Genomic DNA, 17,279 nt, shown 5'->3' on the forward strand with positions numbered 1-17,279 from the left:
ATCACCGTCTTTTCCTTAATTATTCAGTATAATAGTATTGATTCTTCAAAAGGAGTATTAATCAATGAGCCAAAAGTTATATGATTCACTGCTAAATAGTCACAGGGGACTAATGAACGGAAGTCTTCGCGATGTTATTCTCCCCGCAATTCTTGGTAAAGAAACCGATGAAATGCTTTACTGGATTGGAAAAGATGTCGCCAGACAATTTCCCGTTGGCTCGCTTGAGGATCTGCAACTAATCACCAGACAATTGGGATTCGGTGAACTATCACTGCAAAAGAAAACCACTACTAGTCAACAATGGAAACTAAGCGGTCCCATTGTTCAAGAACGGATCAAGCAAAATGGCGAACAAACATCCTTTGGTCTTGAAATTGGATTCATCGCCCAAGAAATTGAGTTTCAACTAATGACCGTTGCTGAAGCTGAACTTAGTGAGCGAAAAAAGGACTGTATCTTCATCGAGGTTAAAAATGATCCGCAAAATAAAGCTGATAGTGAACAAACGGAGTTAATAACGTTCCTTGATCTTCATAACCGTCGATCCGCAAATGACAAGAAGCAGGATAATTAAGAGCTAACAAAAAACCGGCTGAGAAAAAGCAAAATGTTTTTCTCAGCCGGTTTTCGTTAGCTATGTCCCCTGATTTACTAAACCTCACCATAAAGGTTCGAATAGCCCAGTTTAGATCGTAACCAGCGACTTCTTTAATCAATGCTTAGCTTAAGCATTCTCATATTGTTCAAGCAATTGCTTCAATTGTTCCTTTGAGTGATAACCCACTACTTTATCCACTACCTTACCATCCTTCTTAATCAGTAAGGTTGGGATACTCATGATTTGAAACTCTTGAGGTACCTGACGGTTTTGGTCAACATCCATCTTTGTAAAGTGAACATTTGGCATTTCTTCTGATAAGTTTTCAATTACTGGTGACTGCATCCGACAAGGGCCACACCAAGTTGCCCAAAAATCAGTTAAACTTACACCAGTAGAAGTATCTTGTTCAAAGGTTTGATCCGTTGTTACTTTAACAGTCATATTAAATTCCTCCTCGATTGATTTACCCATAGTGTATCAAAGTCTGCCAATCTTGTCAGATAATATGCTTACTTTTTAGAAGTATTTATAAATTAACGATTGTTGCTCCATCACCGCCGTTATTTGGTGCTGCATAATCAAACGATTTTACTCGCGGATTAGACCGAAGATATTCCTGGGTTCCCTTTCGTAAAGCACCAGTTCCCTTACCGTGAATGATTGTTACACTCGAAAGGTTATTCAGTAATGCGTGATCGATAAAGGCGGATAATTCGCTCATTGCCTGCTCATAACGATGACCGCGAAGATCTAACCGCGCACTAGTTTGTCGAGTTTGGGTTGTTCTAACTCCAGAACTGACCTTTTCCTTTGCACGTTCTTCTTTTCGTAACTGCTTATGACTGATTTTTTCAAGATCATTCTCATCAATTTCCATCCGGAGAATTCCAATTTGAACTTCCCACTTATGCTTACCACGTTTCGACAGTAATTCTCCCTGTTGACCATAGGATTTAACAAGAACCGCATCCCCAACGTGAAGGTCGTGCTTCTCTTTTGCCCTGCGTAAAACTGTATTCCTCTTCAAACGCGGATCTTCACGGTGGAGGGCATTCAACGCTCCTTGTGCATCAATTAATTCATTTTCCTTAACGTTTCCGCCTTGACTAATTTCTAACTGACGCAGGTGATGAATAATCCTGTCAGCCTTCTTCTTAGCCATTGACACTTCATGGTTAGCTTCATTCCGTGCTTTCGCCAATAGCGAATCTCGTTGTTCATTAAACCGATCTAACTTATTTGTTAAATCAGCTTGCTTTTCGCGGTTAGCAACTAATAATTTCTCTAACCGTTCCTTTTCTTCACGAGCAGCTTTCCGTTGTTCAACTAACTCCCCAATCATTTGGTTAAGATCCTGACTGTCCTCACTCACTAGGGACTTAGATTCCTCAATAACGATCTGATTAATTCCTAGCCGCTGAGCAATTTCAATTCCGTTTGAACGCCCAGGAATTCCTAAAAGAAGGTGATAGGTTGGCTTAAGAGTTTCCTGATCAAATTCCATACTAGCATTAACCGTTCCTGGACGATCATAGCCATAAACCTTTAACTCTGGATAGTGAGTAGTGATCACCACGGTACTGCCCTTACTTGCAATGTAGTCAAGAATTGACATTGCGAGAGCGGCACCTTCTTTAGGATCAGTTCCGGCACCTAATTCATCAAGAAGAACTAAGCTTCGACTAGTAATTCTTTCAAGTATTGATTTCACATTCTCCATATGACCGGAAAAAGTACTCAGATTTTGTTCAAGCGATTGCTCATCACCGATATCTGCATAAATATTATCAAAGACCGCAATCGTACTTCCTTCCTGAGCTGGAATAAATAACCCCGCCTGCCCCATCATTTGAATTAAGCCAAAAGTTTTAAGGGTAATCGTCTTCCCACCAGTGTTTGGTCCGGTAATCACAATTGACTGGTATTCGTCCCCAATTTTAATATCATTAGCAACAACCTTTTGTGGATCAATTAAGGGATGCCGCGCCTGACGAATAATCACCTTATTATCAGTACTGAGTAATGGCAAACTATCCTTATGATCGCGGGCAAAACGAGCTTTAGCATTGATAAAGTCGAGGTGTCCCAAAATCTTTGCATTCGCAGCAATTTCGCTTCGGTATGGGGAAATAAGAGCTGATAACTCTGCTAACACTTCTAAAATAGCCTGTTTTTCCTCTATTTGAGCCTGACGCAGACGGTTATTGTACTCAACAACTGCAGCCGGTTCAATATACAATGTTTGTCCACTAGCACTCTGGTCATGAACAACACCGCCAAACTTGTTCCTGTAACGTGCTAATACCGGGACAACATATCGATCATTACGGACAGTTACAATCGCATCACTCAAGTACTTGGCATTTTTTCCCTGAGTAAATCGCTCCATCCGCTGATGAATCTCTGCTTCAGTCTTGCTAATTAATTGCCGAATTCCATGAAGTTTGGTTGAGGCTTCGTCTGTAACCCGACCATCAGGATCGATTGATTGAATTAACCGTTTAGTAATTGTTGGAATTGTTATTAGTTGTTGAACAGATTCATTAATTACTCGTAATTCAATTTTTTGCTGTTCCTTAAATTCAGTAAAAAAGTTTTTGACACTCATACTAGTCTGAAGAACCTTAGTAATTTGCGCAAGCTCGGTTCCGTTTAAATTAGCATTGATTCGTAATCGTTTTAACTGAGGCTGAATATTCTTTAATTTTGGAATAGGAATGCCCCCTGTTAACCGTAAAATATCAGCGCCATCGGTTGTTTCATCTAACCAATATTGAATTTGATCATGGTCAGCTGATGGTGTTAATGTTGATAACTCGCGTTTACCAGCAGCTGAGACCAGATAACGTCCTAGTTCATGCTTAACCTGATCAAATTCCATTGTTGAAATTGTTTTTTGATCCACTTTTCTTTCCTTTCTAACCTAAAAAATTAATAAGCGTCTGCGTCAAAAATGGTGTCTCCTTAATTATTAGTTGAGCAATTTCCGAATTAGCTAACTGAACTTGCCACCAACCAACAGGACACAATTGGAAGACCATTAGTAAGACAAAGATAATTACATAACAAATAATAAAATCTAATATTGCACCAATCCAGCGATCAATGGTTCCTAAAATCGGTAATTTTGCGAACCATTTTAGCCGTCGTAACAAGAGACGAATAACTATCATCAAAATAACAAAGCAGCTAGTAAAAGCGATTCCCCGATAAAAGAATTGGCTCAGGTTTAAACTCGCAAGGGCTTCTCCCGAAATTGTCGTTCCATGATTAATTTCAGGAAAAAAGTTCGTCAACCAGTCCCCAATTACTGGTGCTAAAAATTTAGCACCAAAGTAACTAATAACGAATGTTAGTCCCGTAATAATCATTGATAATAAGCCATTCCGATAGCCACGAATAACGCTAACTATTAGTAGTAATAAAATAATTGTTGAAAGAACCAATCGTCAATCCCCCATCAAAAGCAAAAAGAGCCCAAGCACTATATGATACCTCTTCTATTCCAGAGATAAAAAACGAAGCCATGAACAGTGACTGTCACGCTTCTACTTCTTCCTCTCTTAGCAAGGTCAATGTTTAGTATATTTAAGATCGAAAAAAGACTAGGTTACTACCCAGCCTTTTATAGAATACAGTTAGCTTTAAGCCTTAAAGTTTCCATCATTATCCAAGAAGGTATTTAAAACTTCTTCAACCATATCCCATTCTTTATCATCTTCAATCGGTACCAAGTCTTCACCATCACCATCTTGGTTATCAGCAATAATATAGGCTTGAATATCTACTGAATCGTCATTTTCTTGTTCAGCTGGATAAATAAAAATATATGATTTTCCCCAATCATCTGAATCAAACGTAAATAACTCTTTAAAAAGCTGTTCATTACCGTTCTCATCAACTAGGGTGATCATTTGGTCATCTGTATTTTGTTGCTTACTCATTAATTTTTACCTCATTTCAATACTTGGACAAGTTTGCCGTGACGATCTAAGTAACTTTGCAAAATAAAGGTGGCAGCGACCTCATCAATTACCTTCTTCTGCTTAGCCCGCGAAATATCAGCCTCTTCAACCAACATCCGGTGAGCTTCTACAGTTGTTAACCGTTCATCCTGAAAATCAACCGGAATCGACGGGAAGCGCTTCTTAAGCAATTCGCCATAATAATGTGATGCCTCGACACGGGGGCCCTCCGTATTATTCATATTTTTCGGCAATCCAACAACAAATCCTGCAATTTGCTTTTGCTTAACGATTTCAGCAACCCGATCAATTCCGAAGATTTCTTCATCCTCATTAATAGGGATAATTTCAACTGCCTGAGCGGTCCAGCCGAGAGGATCGCTAACCGCAATTCCAACAGTTTTTGAACCAACATCTAATCCTAATAACCTCATTTGGTTTCCCCATTGTTTTTAAGATATGACCGCACTAACTCCTCAATAATTTCATCACGTTCATGCTGACGAATAAGGTTCCGCGCATCATTTAACCGTGGAATATAAGCCGGATCACCTGAAAGAAGGTACCCAACAATTTGGTTAATGGGATTATACCCCTTTTCTTCTAGTGCTTCATAAACAGTTTTTAATGTTTGTTTGATATCTTCTTGACCATTTTGACCAAAATCAAAAAACATCGTCTTATCATTATTCCCTGACACACTTGTCACCTCCAGTGACTATTCATAGTTCAATTTTACTATAATCATTGGTAAATCACAATTCACTCGCTTGAAAAATAAAGGGAGCAACCACCCAAAGTCATAAATGACTTCTTAATGGTCGCTCTCTTCTAAAGTTAACCACCGTTCATTAACAAGGAATTAGTGAAGGCTTCAGTTATTTATTTAATTATTCAAGTAATCAGCTGCTTGCTTAAGAGCATCTTGGATTCCTTCTGGCTTCTTCCCACCTGCTTGTGCAAGGTTTGGTCGTCCACCACCGCCCCCGTTAATGGCAGGAGCAATTGCCTTAATTAAATCACCGGCCTTTAAGCCATCCTTAACCTTGTCATCACTAACAGCAACTAATAAATTAGCTTTACCATCATTAGCGGTTCCCAAAACAAGAACGTCTGACAGGCTCTTTGCTCGCCAACTATCAGCTAATTGACGAAGTTGACCCATCCCTGCTACCTGAACTTCAGCAGCAATTAAACTACCATTAGCCGTCTTCTGAACATTTTCAAAGACATTGTTAGCTTGTTGGGCAGCAATTTTAGCTTGAAGTGCAGTGCTTTGCTTTTGTGATTCCTTAAGGTCACTTTGTAAAGCTTCAACTTGGTGAGGAACTTCCTTAATTTGGGCAACCTTCAAATCAGTAGCCACTTTATTAAGAAGATCATCCCGATCTTGAAGGAAGTTAAAGGCATCACTTGAAGTTACCGCCTCAATTCGCCGTACTCCAGCACCAACTCCTCCTTCAGAAACGATCTTAAAAAGACCAAGTTCGTTTGTATTCTTAACGTGGTCACCACCACAGAATTCAGTGTTGTAATCACCAATCTTAACAACCCGAACCTTATCGCCATACTTATCAGAGAAGAGGGCGATCGCTCCCATTTCCTTAGCGGAATCAATATCGGTTTCAACAGTCTTAACCGGAATTTCCTTCCAAATTTGTTCATTAACCATTTGTTCAACTGCCTTTAAATCCTTAGCAGTAACTTGGCCAAAGTGGTTAAAGTCAAAACGAAGGTAATGCTCTTCAACTAGTGAACCGGCTTGTTGAGTATGACCACCAAGAACATTCCGCAATGCTTGATCAAGCAGGTGCGTAGCAGTATGGTTCTTTTCAATCTTTAAATGACGAATCCGGTCAACAACTAATTTGTAACGGGCACCCTTTTTCAATGAGGCATTTAATTCAACGCGGTGAAGATTTTGTTGGTTAGGAGCATGTTGAACATCAACAACCCGACCAACCTTCTTTCCGTAATTATCAATAATGTCACCAGTATCAGCAACTTGGCCACCCATCTCAGCATAGAACGGGGTTACATCAAAGATAACTTCAATATTCTCATCACCAGGTTGGGCATCATCAGCCTGTTCGCCATCATGAGCCAAACCAATTACCTTAGCATCGTCAACAGTTAAGTCGGTGTAACCAACATAACGACTAGCCTCTTTGAAGTCTGTCCAGAGATCTGTTTGAACACCCATTCCGTTATCCATATCACGAGCGTTCCGTGCCCGATTCTGCTGTTCAGTCATTGCAGCTTGGAATCCATCTTCATCAACCATCAAGCCCTCATCACTGGCATATTCCTTAGTAAGTTCAATTGGGAAGCCATAGGTATCATAAAGTTTGAAGGCGGTTCGTCCGTCAATTTCATTGCTGCCATCCTTCTTAGCATTTGCAATCACGTTGTTTAAAAGGTTTAGACCGCCATTTAACGTTGCGCTGAAACGATCCTCTTCAGACTTGATTACTGATGCAATGTAGTCAGCATTTTCTAATACATCTGGATAGTAATCTTCCATAATCTTACCAACAGTTGGAACCATTTTAGCAAGGAATGGTTCGTCAATTCCCAGCTTCTTTCCGGCAACAACTGCTCGCCGAAGAAGCCGACGAATAACATAGCCTCGACCAACATTCGAAGGAAGTGCACCATCACCGATAGCAAAGGTAATGGTCCGAATATGATCAGCAATGATCTTGAATTGAATATCATCTTCCTTGCTTTCGCCATACTTTTTACTACCACTAAACTCTTCGGTTTGCTTGATCAATGGCATAAAGAGGTCGGTTTCAAAGTTAGTTGGCGCATTTTCAAAAATCGAAACAACCCGTTCAAGTCCCATCCCGGTATCGATGTTCTTGTGCGGAAGTGGTTCATAGGTATCTTCAGGAGTGTGGTTAAACTGACTGAACACGATGTTCCAAATTTCAAGGTATCGTTCATTTTCGCCACCTGGATAATTTTCCGGATCGTCGTCGGCCAAATTATTAAATTCTTGACCACGATCATAGAAGATTTCGGTATCTGGACCAGAAGGACCCTGACCAATATCCCAGAAGTTGTCCTCATCAGGAATAAGGTGATCCTTTGCAACACCAACTTCACGCCACTTATTATAAGCATCATGATCCTTTGGGTAGTATGTAATATAAAGCCGTTCTGGGTCAAAGCCAAACCAGTCATCACTTGTTAGTAATTCCCAGGCCCACGGAATAACTTCATTCTTGAAATAATCACCAACTGAAAAGTTACCAAGCATTTCAAACATCGTATGGTGCCGAGCGGTCTTCCCAACGTTTTCAATATCATTAGTCCGAATACTCTTTTGTGAACTAGTCATTCGTGGATTTTCAGGAACAACCTTACCATCAAAGTACTTCTTCATCGTCGCAACGCCAGAGTTAATCCATAATAAGGTTGGATCATTAACTGGCACAAGGGAAGCACTTGGCATAATCTTATGACCATGTTCTTCAAAGAACTTCAAGTACATCCGTCGTACTTGGGCACTGTTCAGCTTTTTTAACTGCTTCATAATATCTCCCTTTCAAAAAACAAAATCCATCCCTGCTTTCAGAGACGCCGAACAGACGCGGTACCACTCTGATTGCAACGATGGATTTCGTTAACCTCTTATTTCTTACCTAAAAGTAAGTTTAATATTAAATTTTTTGAATGGGTAGCATTAACCAAAGCCGCATCAACTGTCACACTACCCCAGCTGTCTCTGGAATGCAAGCTTTGGCCAATATGTCCCAGACGAGTCATATTATAACGAATAATAATCACAAAATCAACGACTATTTCGTTCACGACGGTGTTGACGTTGCCGTGCTCGTTTAGCTTTCCGAATTTTATGTCTTAATTCTTGTTTTTTCTTTTGCTGCTCATCCTCACGAATTGCCCGCTTAATTCGTTTTTTATAACCTGGCTTAACCTTCTTCTTGGTCTTCTTCACAAAGCCCTTCATTGAAGGATCAAGTTTTGCCTGGCGACGACTATAATTTTGACGACGATTACGATCATGAGTTGTAACAATTCGACCATGACGAATTTCTTTTGGTACAAACTTAATTCCACGTTCTTCCAGTTTAGCAATTAAACCATCTTCAGAAGGAGCATAAAGGGTAATTGCAGTTCCCGGCATCCCATTTCGGCCAGTCCGACCAACACGGTGAATAAAGTATTCCAAATCACTTGGAATATCATCGTTAATTACCAAAGAAACCCCATCAATATCAATTCCTCGTGCTGCTAAATCTGTCGCAACAACATATTGAAAGTCAAGATCACGAATCTGCCGCATCGTTCTCTTCCGCCGGCGAGCTTCTAGGCCACCATGAATTAAGGCAACCTTTAATCCCTGCTCACCTAAATAAGCGGCCAGTTCAATCGCCCGCTCTTTAGTATTCGCAAAAACCAATGCTAAGTAAGGCTCCCCCATTGTCAGCAATTGGTATATTAGCTGGTTTTTATCCCGGCCCTTAGTCGACATTAACCAGTTTTTAACGTCAGGATTAATTACGGTCTCCGTTGGAATCTCCTCCATTACCGGATTTTCCATATATTTTTTCAAAAATGGTCGCAATTTTTGCGGGATCGTAGCAGAAAAGACCATCATTTGTAGGTTGTCAGGGAAATGACTCGCAATTTGATCAACTTGATCCAGGAATCCCATATCAAGCGTCATGTCTGCTTCATCGACAACAAACTTAGTTGCGGTATGGATATCAAGTGCTTGACTCTTGATCAAGTCTAATACTCGTCCTGGGGTTCCGATTACTAATTGTGGTTGCTGACGCTTTAGTTGCTCGACCTGGTGTTGCTTATCGGTTCCACCAACATAGTTATGAATTGTTACTGGTGTAGGCAAGTGCTTGTTTAATTGCTTTGCGGCTGCGTATATCTGGTAGGCAAGTTCACGACTTGGGGTAGTAATTACCGCCTGAACCTCTTGTTTAGCAGGATCTAATTGGGCAAAAATCGGCAATAAAAAGGCATGTGTTTTTCCACTACCAGTTGCTGACTGCCCAACAACACTTTTACCTTTTAGGATTAACGGGATCACCTTTCCCTGAACCGGAGTCGGCTGGTGAAAGTTAATCTCTTTAATCGCGTCTAAAAGGTATGGTTGTAAATCAAAATCGGCAAATGTTTTTGTTTGACCCATTATTGGCCTCCCTTCGTTACTTTTGGTATTCACTTACTAATGTATCTAATTCTTTTATCACTTGACTAATCTCGGCACGATCTGCCGCCTTAGCACCACTTGCTAGTGGATGTCCACCACCATCATGATTCTTAGCAAGCTCATTAATTACTGGTCCCTTTGAACGTAAACGGATCCGGAAATGGCCATCCTCTTGCTCTACGAATATTGCCCATGCTAAAACATTTTGAATTCGTCCAGGAAGTGAAACGACAGCTGAAGTTCCAGCTTCAGTAAGACCAAACTTAGTCAAAGTATCATTATCTAAAACAATATAAGCCGCTCCGCTCTCATTAATCGTTAAGTTTTCATAAACATAGGCTGATAAGCGTGCCACTGGTTCTGAAATTTCGTTTTCTCGCTGACTAATTGCTGACGCATCAGCACCAGCAGCCATCAACGCACCCGCTACTAACATTGTCCGTGGAGTTGTGGCAGGATATAGGAACCGTCCCGTATCCCCAATAATTCCCGCATAAAGTGCTGAAGCAGCCTTTTTAGGCATCTTTAATTCCTTTGCAAAGTGTTGGTAGAAAGAATAAATCATTTCCGAACAACTCGATGCTTCTGGTTCAACCCACATTAAGTCACCATATGGTTCGTCATTTGGATGGTGATCAATTTTAACTAACTCATCACCGTTATCAAAGCGGCGATCATCAATTCGGGGAGCATTCGCTGTATCAGTAACAATTACTAAGGCGCCATCAAAAGTTTGCCCGTCAATTTCGTCCATTTGTCCAATCCAGTCTAAGCCGGGAATGTCTTTCCCCACAGCATAAATTTGCTTATAGGGAAATGATGCTTTAAGGATCTCTGCCAAACCGATCTGCGACCCAATAGCATCCGGATCCGGCCGTTGATGACGATGAATAATAATCTTATTATACTTTTTAATTTGTTCAAGAATTGCTTCTAATTGATCAGCCATGTCGTATCTCCGTTTCTAAAATTAATACTCTTTAAAATTATAGCACTGCTAACCAGTTTGATTAAAACATTAATTTTACCGATAAATTAATTAAATGTCTAGGCCACCATTCCAAACCCGATAAAGCAAAATAAATGGGTCAAAACACTCACCGCGTGAATGCCTGACCCATTTATAGTTAGGAAATTTATATAAAGGTATATTTTAAACTTTGTACTAGTTTCCTACTCTTATTATTAATTAAGGTTTACTTAGCCTTGTCCATTGCGTGGCCACCGAAACCATTCCGTAATGCAGAAACAACCTTACCATCAAAGCTGTCATCTTGCATTGAACGGAACCGTTGGCTTAATGCTTCGTAGATAACTGGAGTTGGAACTTGCTTGTCCATAGCATCCATCAAAGTCCAGTGAGCTTCACCAGAACTGTGCATCCGACCAGCAATCTTATCAAGGTGAGGATCCTTTTCGAAGGCTTCTTGAGCCAATTCCATCAGCCATGAACGGATAACAGAACCATGATTCCACATCTTAGCAACAGCTGCGTTGTCGTAGTCAAAGTCAGAAGCTTCAAGAACTTCGAAACCTTCACCCATAGCTTCCATCATACCGTATTCGATTGCGTTGTGAACCATCTTAAGGTAGTGACCAGAACCAGCCTTACCGGTGTAAAGGTAACCATCCTTTTCAGCGATACCATCGTAAAGTGGAGCAAGACGTTCGTCAAAGACCTTCTTGTCATCCCCACCGATCATGAAGTTACCATCCTTGAGGGCACCCTTCCAACCACCGGAGGAACCGCAGTCGAAGTAGTGAATACCCTTTTCGGTAAACATACGGTTGTGGCCCATAGAATCTTTCCAGAAAGTATTACCACCATCAATAACAACATCATCAGCATCAAGCAATTCAGCTAACTTTTCCATGGTGCTGTCAGTTGGCTTTCCAGCTGGAACCATTACCCATACAGTACGTGGCTTATCAAGCTTAGAAACCATGTCTTCAAGACTGCTTGACTTAGTTGCACCATAAGATGCAGCTTCATCAACAAGGTCTTGATCCAAATCAAAGGCAACAACATCGTTACCATTGTTCATCATGTTTTGAGCAAGGTGAATACCCATCTTACCTAAACCAATCAATCCAATTTGCATTCTAAATTCCCTCCTGTTTTACAGTCGTGATGAGCGAAAATGCGAACACTCAACAATAATAATGACAATCGCTTATTGTCATTATGAAATTGCAAACTAAAAGGCTTGCAATAACATTCTTTAAAAGTTTCCCACGTTTCGCTATACGTGTCAATTACTTTTCGTCATTATTGTCATCTGATGCTGGAGCTTCAGATTTAGCTGAATCAGAAGCAGCTAGTTCTTCCTTAGTATCAGAACTAGTTTCTTCCTTTTCAGCAGCTTCTTCGGCTGGCTTATCTTCAGCCTTAGTTTCTGCGGTATCCGCTGGTTTAACAACCCGCGCAATTGCTACCATATCAAAAGTTAAGTAAATTCCTTCACAGTCCAAAGTAACTGTCCGGTCTTCACGGTTAATTGAATCAATTTTCCCGTGCATCCGACCAATTGTGACAACTTCATCACCCTTGTGCAACTGACTCATCATGTCTTGATGTTGCTTCCGTTGCTTTTGTTGTGGGCGAATCATAAAGAAATACATTAAAGCAATCATTAGAATGATTAAAATCATTCCAGAATAACTACTAGCACTGCTTGATGCAGCGCCAAGGTTCATAAATTGTAACCCGTTCACTGAATATCCATCCCTTCAAAATTCTTCAAGTTTAACTGTAACAAAAAACACGGTAAAAAGCTACTCACTACTAGGTAGAATAGTGATCAAAATCAATTAATTTTAGAACTAAGGTTAGCCACAAACTGGTTTAGCCAGAAGAGATTATGTTCCAAGATTAAACTGGTGTATTGTGGCGAATTTATTCTAGCAAGGTAATGGAGATAGGCGCGTGAATAGTGACTGGTACATACAGGACACTGACATTCTGAATCAATAGTTTCCCAGTCATCACTAAAGGACTCCCTAGTAAAATCAAGACGCTTTCCCTTATTCACCAATGCATTGCCCATTACTGCTTCGTGAACAGCAACATCAGAGTAAACTACATCAATCCCTGAACGAATTACCGTTCTCAATTGTTCAAAATTAGCCGTTGTCTTCGTTACCCGAAGACTTTCAAACGGTAGTAACTTTATTATTGCTGCAAGGTTACGCTTAATTTCAGCAAGTGAATCAACCTGGTCAGTTTGCGTAACAAAATAGCCAAACGGTCGCTGCCCCGTTACAAAATCAATGCTTTGGCGATGAAGTTTTTTTAATCCTCCGCCAGTAATTGGGAACAATGTGTCTTGATTAGTTGCATACCAATGTCCCATTAATTCTACTGCAGCAGCTAAATCATCAACCGGAGCATAGTAATTTACGTCACGGTATAACTGCTCGGTTATATCTGCTCCCGATTGTTCTTGAAGCTGGATTGCCTTCTTCGGTGATAAGCTAATCAACTGTCCCTGATTGGGCAGTCGAAAATTAACCCCATTAGTCTTATATCCTCGTGGTTTAGCAAGCTTACCAATTTCAGCAGCACCGGAAGTTGTAAAAAATATTCCTTGCCAACCGAGCACCCGGTGTAAATCAGGCAAATCTGCAAGATCCTTTTTTCTCAGTTTCTCTGCAAGAATTACCGGATCGTAATATAACGCCCGAGTGTTAGTGGTGCGAACTTGCCCTGGTCTTAAGTATTGAATTACATCTGCTGAATGAACAAGTAGTGGTGTCCTCAATTCTAACCCATTAACCACAAGCTTCCCGGTTCGCAATCCTTCTTTAATCCGATTAATTTCAAAATACTTATTCATAGCAACCTCACTTTGCCGGGTACTCTAAACCTAAATGCTTATAGCCGGCTGCCGTAACCATTCTTCCTCGTGCCGTTCGTGTTAAATAACCAATTTGAAGAAGGTATGGTTCATACATCTCTTCAATTGTTGACTTCTCTTCACCAATGTTAGCTGCGATTGTTTTTAACCCTACTGGACCACCATGATAGTAGTTAATCATTGTTAAAAGGAGCTTACGGTCAATCTCGTCAAGGCCCTGGTCATCAATTTGAAGCAACTTCAATGCCTGGCGAACACTCACTAAATCAATCGAGCCCTTTCCAGCAACCTGAGCAAAATCACGAACCCGCTTCAATAAGCGATTAGCAATTCGTGGCGTTCCTCGTGAACGTAAGGCTAATTCATGCGCTCCCTCATCTTCAATCTTGGTTTGAAAAATACCGGCTGAACGAAAAATAATCCTTGTCAACTCATCTTGGTTATAGTAACTCATGTGCTCCACAATGCCGAAACGATCTCGTAACGGGGCAGATAGCATTCCAGCACGAGTTGTTGCACCGATTAAAGTAAAAGGTGGGAGTGGAAAATGAACAGGGTGGGCTGTCGGTCCTTCACCAATTACAATATCAATATAGTAATCTTCCATTGCGGAATACAGCATTTCCTCAACTACTTTCGGCAAGCGATGAATTTCATCAATAAACAAGACATCTCCTGGCTTCAATTCATTCAGCAGGGCTACAAGGTCTCCTGGCTTTTCAATTGCCGGGCCACTCGTTGTTTTGATATTCACTCCCAGTTCATTGGTAATTACCATTGCGAGAGTAGTCTTCCCCAAACCAGGAGGGCCGTATAGAAGAACATGATCTAATGCTTCTTCTCGTTCTTTTGCGGCCTTAATATAGATATTTAATTCATGCTTGATCTTAGTTTGACCAATATAATCAGCTAGGCTTTGGGGACGAAGAGTTAGTTCAAATGCCGACTCTGCCTTTCCCGTTGTCTCGCCAGAAACTAGTTCATGTTCATCCTGATCTGCCATCCTCTCTAACCCCCTTCCTCTAGTTTAGTAGTCTTAAAGCATGGCGCAGATATTCCTCTGTAGAGGTTCCTGCTTCCTTTTCCAGTTCTTTTTTAATTCGCTTAACTTCCCGTTCTTTATAACCTAAAGCAGTCAGTGCTTCTAGGGCATCCTGTAAAGCCTCATTAACATCTTCACTCTCTGGTAATAGTGGTTTTAACAAGTTTGTTTCACTTGGCGCCAAACGTTCAATCTTATCCTTAAGATCTAAGCAAATCTGTGAAGCGGTTTTCTTACCAATTCCCGGAAACCTCGTCAGGTATTTAACATCATCATTGGCGATTGCATTGATTAACCCTTCATGATCTGGATTGGCTAAAATTGCCAAAGCACTTTTGGGACCAATTCCAGAAACATTGATCAACTGCATAAACAACTGCTTCTCATCTTCATCACTAAAGCCAAATAACGAAATATCATCATCACGAACGGCTTGATAAACATAAACGGTTACTTTTTGTTGCTTGTCAATATGATAACGATAAGGGTTGGCAACTAATAGTCGGTAACCGATACCGTTTACTTCAACCACAATGTAACGCGGTTCGACTACTGTAACTAGCCCGGTTAGGTATTCATACATTCTCTTGTACTCCTCTTTTAAAATTCGTGTTCATCAAAATCTTGAGCAAATGGGATATGCGAATCTTGAATCCGTTTAAACATTTTCTCTAAGTCACGGTCGTTAAAGTGAACCGTTACTGGCCTACCGTGCGGACAATTAAAGGGGTTTTCACATTGTGGCAATCGCTGTAAAAGCGCCTTAGCCTCACGATCATCAAGGTGGTGATTAGCTTTAATCGCCCGTTTACAACTCATCATAATTGCGGTCCGCTGACGAAAATCATGAACTGAAATTTTCCCATCATTAATCAGCCATTCAATCATTTCCTTAGCAGTTGCTTCTTCCTGCCCTTCTGTAAACCAAGTTGGGTGAGAACGTAAAATAAAACTATTCGGACCAAAAGATTCTAAGTGAAGGCCGACTGCCTCAAGGGTATCCAAGTGTTGAGTAATCGTCATCGTATCAACCGTTGAATAATTTAAGACTAATGGTACTAAAAAGGTTTGCTGATCATCGCTTACTTGGCCAATCTCTTTACGAAACTTTTCGTAATTAATTCGTTCCTGAGCTGCATGCTGATCAACAATATACAATCCATCCCCCGCCTGTGCTAAGAGAAAAGTTCCCTGCAACTGACCAATATACTGTAAATCAGGAAACCGTTTTTGTGATTGATCACTTTTATCTCGCACATCTAGTTCAATGCTTTCCGCCCGGGTAGATTTCTGGGGAGCCTGCTCATCCGGGCTGCCAAACGGGTAAACAATCCCCTCGTCATGATAACGTTGGTCAAACCTTTGCATCCGCGAGCTTGCCAGTTCGTCTTTCTTATGGATAACAACTGGTTCATGGACAATGCTATCGGCTGCATCAACATCCGCTGGCCCCCCATTTGTAATTACACTTGCAGAAGACGAAACGGTTGAAGAATGAGCAAAACTAGTCGATGGGGTTTCATACTGTTTAGCAGCCTCATTCAGTTGTCGTTCCAAATCATCCACATCGGGTTCGGCAGGAATGAATTGTTTAGCGTCTACATCAGGGATTAAGTTTTCTGTTGATATCCGTTGACGAATAACCTTGGCAATTAACCCTGCCAGTTGCGGCTCTTTGCTCAACCGGACCTCACGTTTGGCTGGATGCACATTGACATCAACCAATACGGGATCGAGCTGAATATTAAGGACGGCAATCGGATAACGGCCGACCATCAATTTTGATTCGTAGCCATTAATAATTGCTTTCGTTAATTCAAAATTGCGAATATAGCGATGATTAATCGTAATCGTAATGTATTGCCGTGATGCTCGCGTAAGTTCAGGTAAGGAAACTAAGCCACTAATCTTAAAGTCATTATCCTCTCCCGCAAAGGGAAGCATTTTCTTGCCAACCTGAATCCCGTAAATTGCGGCAACAACCTGTTGTAAATTATCGTTTCCTGCTGTTCGGAATAGCTCCTTATTATTATGCGTCAGGCTAAACGCTACTTGTGGATTAGCCAGAGCCAAGCGATTCACAATATCAGTAATTCGTGCCAATTCAGTTTGGGGTGATTTCAAATATTTTAACCGTGCTGGCGTATTAAAGAAAAGCTCACGAACTACCACATCGGTTCCTTGACGTGCTGGCCCTGGCTTTAAGTCAACTAATTCACCACCATGAATATGGATTAAGGAACCGGTCGTACTACCTGGTGTCGCTGTTGTTAAAGTAACATCAGCTACCGAGGCGATACTTGGCAATGCTTCGCCCCGGAATCCCATTGTCCGGACCTTAAAAAGATCGCGGCGAGTTGTAATTTTGCTGGTAGCATGGCGCTTAAATGCAATTTCAACATCGTCATCTGCAATTCCAGAACCATCATCAATCACTCTGATACTATCCAGGCCAGAATTTTCCACGATAATGTCAATTCGCTTACTATTGGCATCTAACGAATTTTCGACCAACTCCTTAACAATCGATGCCGGCCGTTCAATTACTTCCCCAGCGGCAATTTGATCCGCTAATACATTAGTTAATTCATGGATCTTTCCCATTTATGCCACC

At 40.9% G+C, this 17,279-nt stretch carries 16 protein-coding genes; 1 reads left to right on the forward strand and 15 read right to left on the reverse strand.

The genetic code is table 11. From position 1 onward, the window contains the following. Nucleotides 1–64: 64 nt before the first annotated feature. Nucleotides 65–577 carry a DUF2507 domain-containing protein gene (locus MR181_RS00125; RefSeq protein ID WP_242333547.1) on the forward strand — a complete coding sequence of 171 codons (513 nt, stop codon included), beginning with the start codon at nt 65–67 and terminating at the stop codon, nt 575–577. 150 nt (nt 578–727) lie between these two features. Here MR181_RS00125 and trxA read toward each other — a convergent pair whose 3' ends face one another. The 15 genes from trxA to mutL form a co-directional block, all read right to left on the reverse strand. After that, nucleotides 728–1,045, reverse strand: a complete 318-nt coding sequence (gene trxA / locus MR181_RS00130) for a thioredoxin (protein WP_242333550.1) — start codon at nt 1,043–1,045, stop codon at nt 728–730. An 85-nt stretch (nt 1,046–1,130) separates the two neighbouring features. Next, complete coding sequence (locus MR181_RS00135; protein ID WP_242333553.1) at nt 1,131–3,509, reverse strand: endonuclease MutS2; 2,379 nt, start codon at nt 3,507–3,509, stop codon at nt 1,131–1,133. Nucleotides 3,510–3,522: 13 nt separating this feature from the next. Continuing rightward, nucleotides 3,523–4,050, reverse strand: coding sequence for a CvpA family protein (locus MR181_RS00140; RefSeq protein WP_242333555.1), 528 nt, complete (start codon nt 4,048–4,050; stop codon nt 3,523–3,525). Between the two features lie 198 nt (nt 4,051–4,248). Continuing rightward, nucleotides 4,249–4,548: a DUF1292 domain-containing protein gene (locus MR181_RS00145; RefSeq protein ID WP_003717735.1), complete on the reverse strand. Its 300-nt coding sequence runs from the start codon at nt 4,546–4,548 to the stop codon at nt 4,249–4,251. A gap of 11 nt (nt 4,549–4,559) precedes the next feature. After that, the gene (gene ruvX, locus MR181_RS00150) at nt 4,560–5,003 is read right to left on the reverse strand and encodes a Holliday junction resolvase RuvX (RefSeq protein WP_242333558.1); all 444 of its coding nucleotides are present in this window, start codon (nt 5,001–5,003) and stop codon (nt 4,560–4,562) included. Further along, on the reverse strand, nt 5,000–5,245 hold the full coding sequence (locus MR181_RS00155) for an IreB family regulatory phosphoprotein (protein ID WP_102169422.1): 246 nt from the start codon (nt 5,243–5,245) through the stop codon (nt 5,000–5,002). The genes ruvX and MR181_RS00155 overlap by 4 nt, the downstream gene beginning before the upstream one ends. 210 nt (nt 5,246–5,455) lie before the next feature. Continuing rightward, entirely contained in the window at nt 5,456–8,110 is a 2,655-nt protein-coding gene (gene alaS, locus MR181_RS00160) for an alanine--tRNA ligase (protein WP_242333562.1), read from the reverse strand. A 258-nt stretch (nt 8,111–8,368) separates the two neighbouring features. Beyond that, the gene (locus tag MR181_RS00165) at nt 8,369–9,745 is read right to left on the reverse strand and encodes a DEAD/DEAH box helicase (RefSeq protein ID WP_191910845.1); all 1,377 of its coding nucleotides are present in this window, start codon (nt 9,743–9,745) and stop codon (nt 8,369–8,371) included. 16 nt (nt 9,746–9,761) lie between these two features. After that, nucleotides 9,762–10,715, reverse strand: a complete 954-nt coding sequence (locus MR181_RS00170) for a DHH family phosphoesterase (RefSeq protein WP_242333565.1) — start codon at nt 10,713–10,715, stop codon at nt 9,762–9,764. A gap of 247 nt (nt 10,716–10,962) precedes the next feature. Further along, nucleotides 10,963–11,868, reverse strand: coding sequence for a phosphogluconate dehydrogenase (NAD(+)-dependent, decarboxylating) (gene gnd, locus MR181_RS00175; protein ID WP_191911715.1), 906 nt, complete (start codon nt 11,866–11,868; stop codon nt 10,963–10,965). 154 nt (nt 11,869–12,022) lie between these two features. After that, nucleotides 12,023–12,463, reverse strand: a complete 441-nt coding sequence (gene yajC / locus MR181_RS00180; RefSeq protein WP_242333959.1) for a preprotein translocase subunit YajC — start codon at nt 12,461–12,463, stop codon at nt 12,023–12,025. A gap of 110 nt (nt 12,464–12,573) precedes the next feature. After that, nucleotides 12,574–13,602, reverse strand: coding sequence for a tRNA-guanine transglycosylase (locus MR181_RS00185; protein ID WP_242333568.1), 1,029 nt, complete (start codon nt 13,600–13,602; stop codon nt 12,574–12,576). Between the two features lie 7 nt (nt 13,603–13,609). After that, nucleotides 13,610–14,626, reverse strand: a complete 1,017-nt coding sequence (gene ruvB, locus MR181_RS00190) for a Holliday junction branch migration DNA helicase RuvB (RefSeq protein WP_242333571.1) — start codon at nt 14,624–14,626, stop codon at nt 13,610–13,612. Nucleotides 14,627–14,645: 19 nt separating this feature from the next. Then, nucleotides 14,646–15,248, reverse strand: coding sequence for a Holliday junction branch migration protein RuvA (gene ruvA, locus MR181_RS00195; protein WP_242333574.1), 603 nt, complete (start codon nt 15,246–15,248; stop codon nt 14,646–14,648). A gap of 17 nt (nt 15,249–15,265) precedes the next feature. Next, complete coding sequence (gene mutL, locus MR181_RS00200; RefSeq protein ID WP_242333576.1) at nt 15,266–17,269, reverse strand: DNA mismatch repair endonuclease MutL; 2,004 nt, start codon at nt 17,267–17,269, stop codon at nt 15,266–15,268. Nucleotides 17,270–17,279: the final 10 nt, after the last annotated feature.

Source organism: Limosilactobacillus urinaemulieris, from assembly GCF_932750685.1.
GTDB classification, from domain to species: domain Bacteria; phylum Bacillota; class Bacilli; order Lactobacillales; family Lactobacillaceae; genus Limosilactobacillus; species Limosilactobacillus urinaemulieris.

Excerpts from the sequence above, each read along its gene's own strand:
- trxA (WP_242333550.1), bottom strand. The coding sequence starts at position 1,045 with ATGACTGTTAAAGTAACAACGGATCAAACCTTTGAACAAGATACTTCT.
- ruvB (WP_242333571.1), bottom strand. The coding sequence starts at position 14,626 with ATGGCAGATCAGGATGAACATGAACTAGTTTCTGGCGAGACAACGGGA.
- mutL (WP_242333576.1), bottom strand. The coding sequence starts at position 17,269 with ATGGGAAAGATCCATGAATTAACTAATGTATTAGCGGATCAAATTGCC.
- alaS (WP_242333562.1), bottom strand. The coding sequence starts at position 8,110 with ATGAAGCAGTTAAAAAAGCTGAACAGTGCCCAAGTACGACGGATGTAC.
- yajC (WP_242333959.1), bottom strand. The coding sequence starts at position 12,463 with ATGAACCTTGGCGCTGCATCAAGCAGTGCTAGTAGTTATTCTGGAATG.
- ruvX (WP_242333558.1), bottom strand. The coding sequence starts at position 5,003 with ATGAGGTTATTAGGATTAGATGTTGGTTCAAAAACTGTTGGAATTGCG.
- ruvA (WP_242333574.1), bottom strand. The coding sequence starts at position 15,248 with ATGTATGAATACCTAACCGGGCTAGTTACAGTAGTCGAACCGCGTTAC.
- gnd (WP_191911715.1), bottom strand. The coding sequence starts at position 11,868 with ATGCAAATTGGATTGATTGGTTTAGGTAAGATGGGTATTCACCTTGCT.
- MR181_RS00165 (WP_191910845.1), bottom strand. The coding sequence starts at position 9,745 with ATGGGTCAAACAAAAACATTTGCCGATTTTGATTTACAACCATACCTT.
- MR181_RS00145 (WP_003717735.1), bottom strand. The coding sequence starts at position 4,548 with ATGAGTAAGCAACAAAATACAGATGACCAAATGATCACCCTAGTTGAT.
- MR181_RS00185 (WP_242333568.1), bottom strand. The coding sequence starts at position 13,602 with ATGAATAAGTATTTTGAAATTAATCGGATTAAAGAAGGATTGCGAACC.
- MR181_RS00125 (WP_242333547.1), top strand. The coding sequence starts at position 65 with ATGAGCCAAAAGTTATATGATTCACTGCTAAATAGTCACAGGGGACTA.
- MR181_RS00170 (WP_242333565.1), bottom strand. The coding sequence starts at position 10,715 with ATGGCTGATCAATTAGAAGCAATTCTTGAACAAATTAAAAAGTATAAT.
- MR181_RS00155 (WP_102169422.1), bottom strand. The coding sequence starts at position 5,245 with ATGTTTTTTGATTTTGGTCAAAATGGTCAAGAAGATATCAAACAAACA.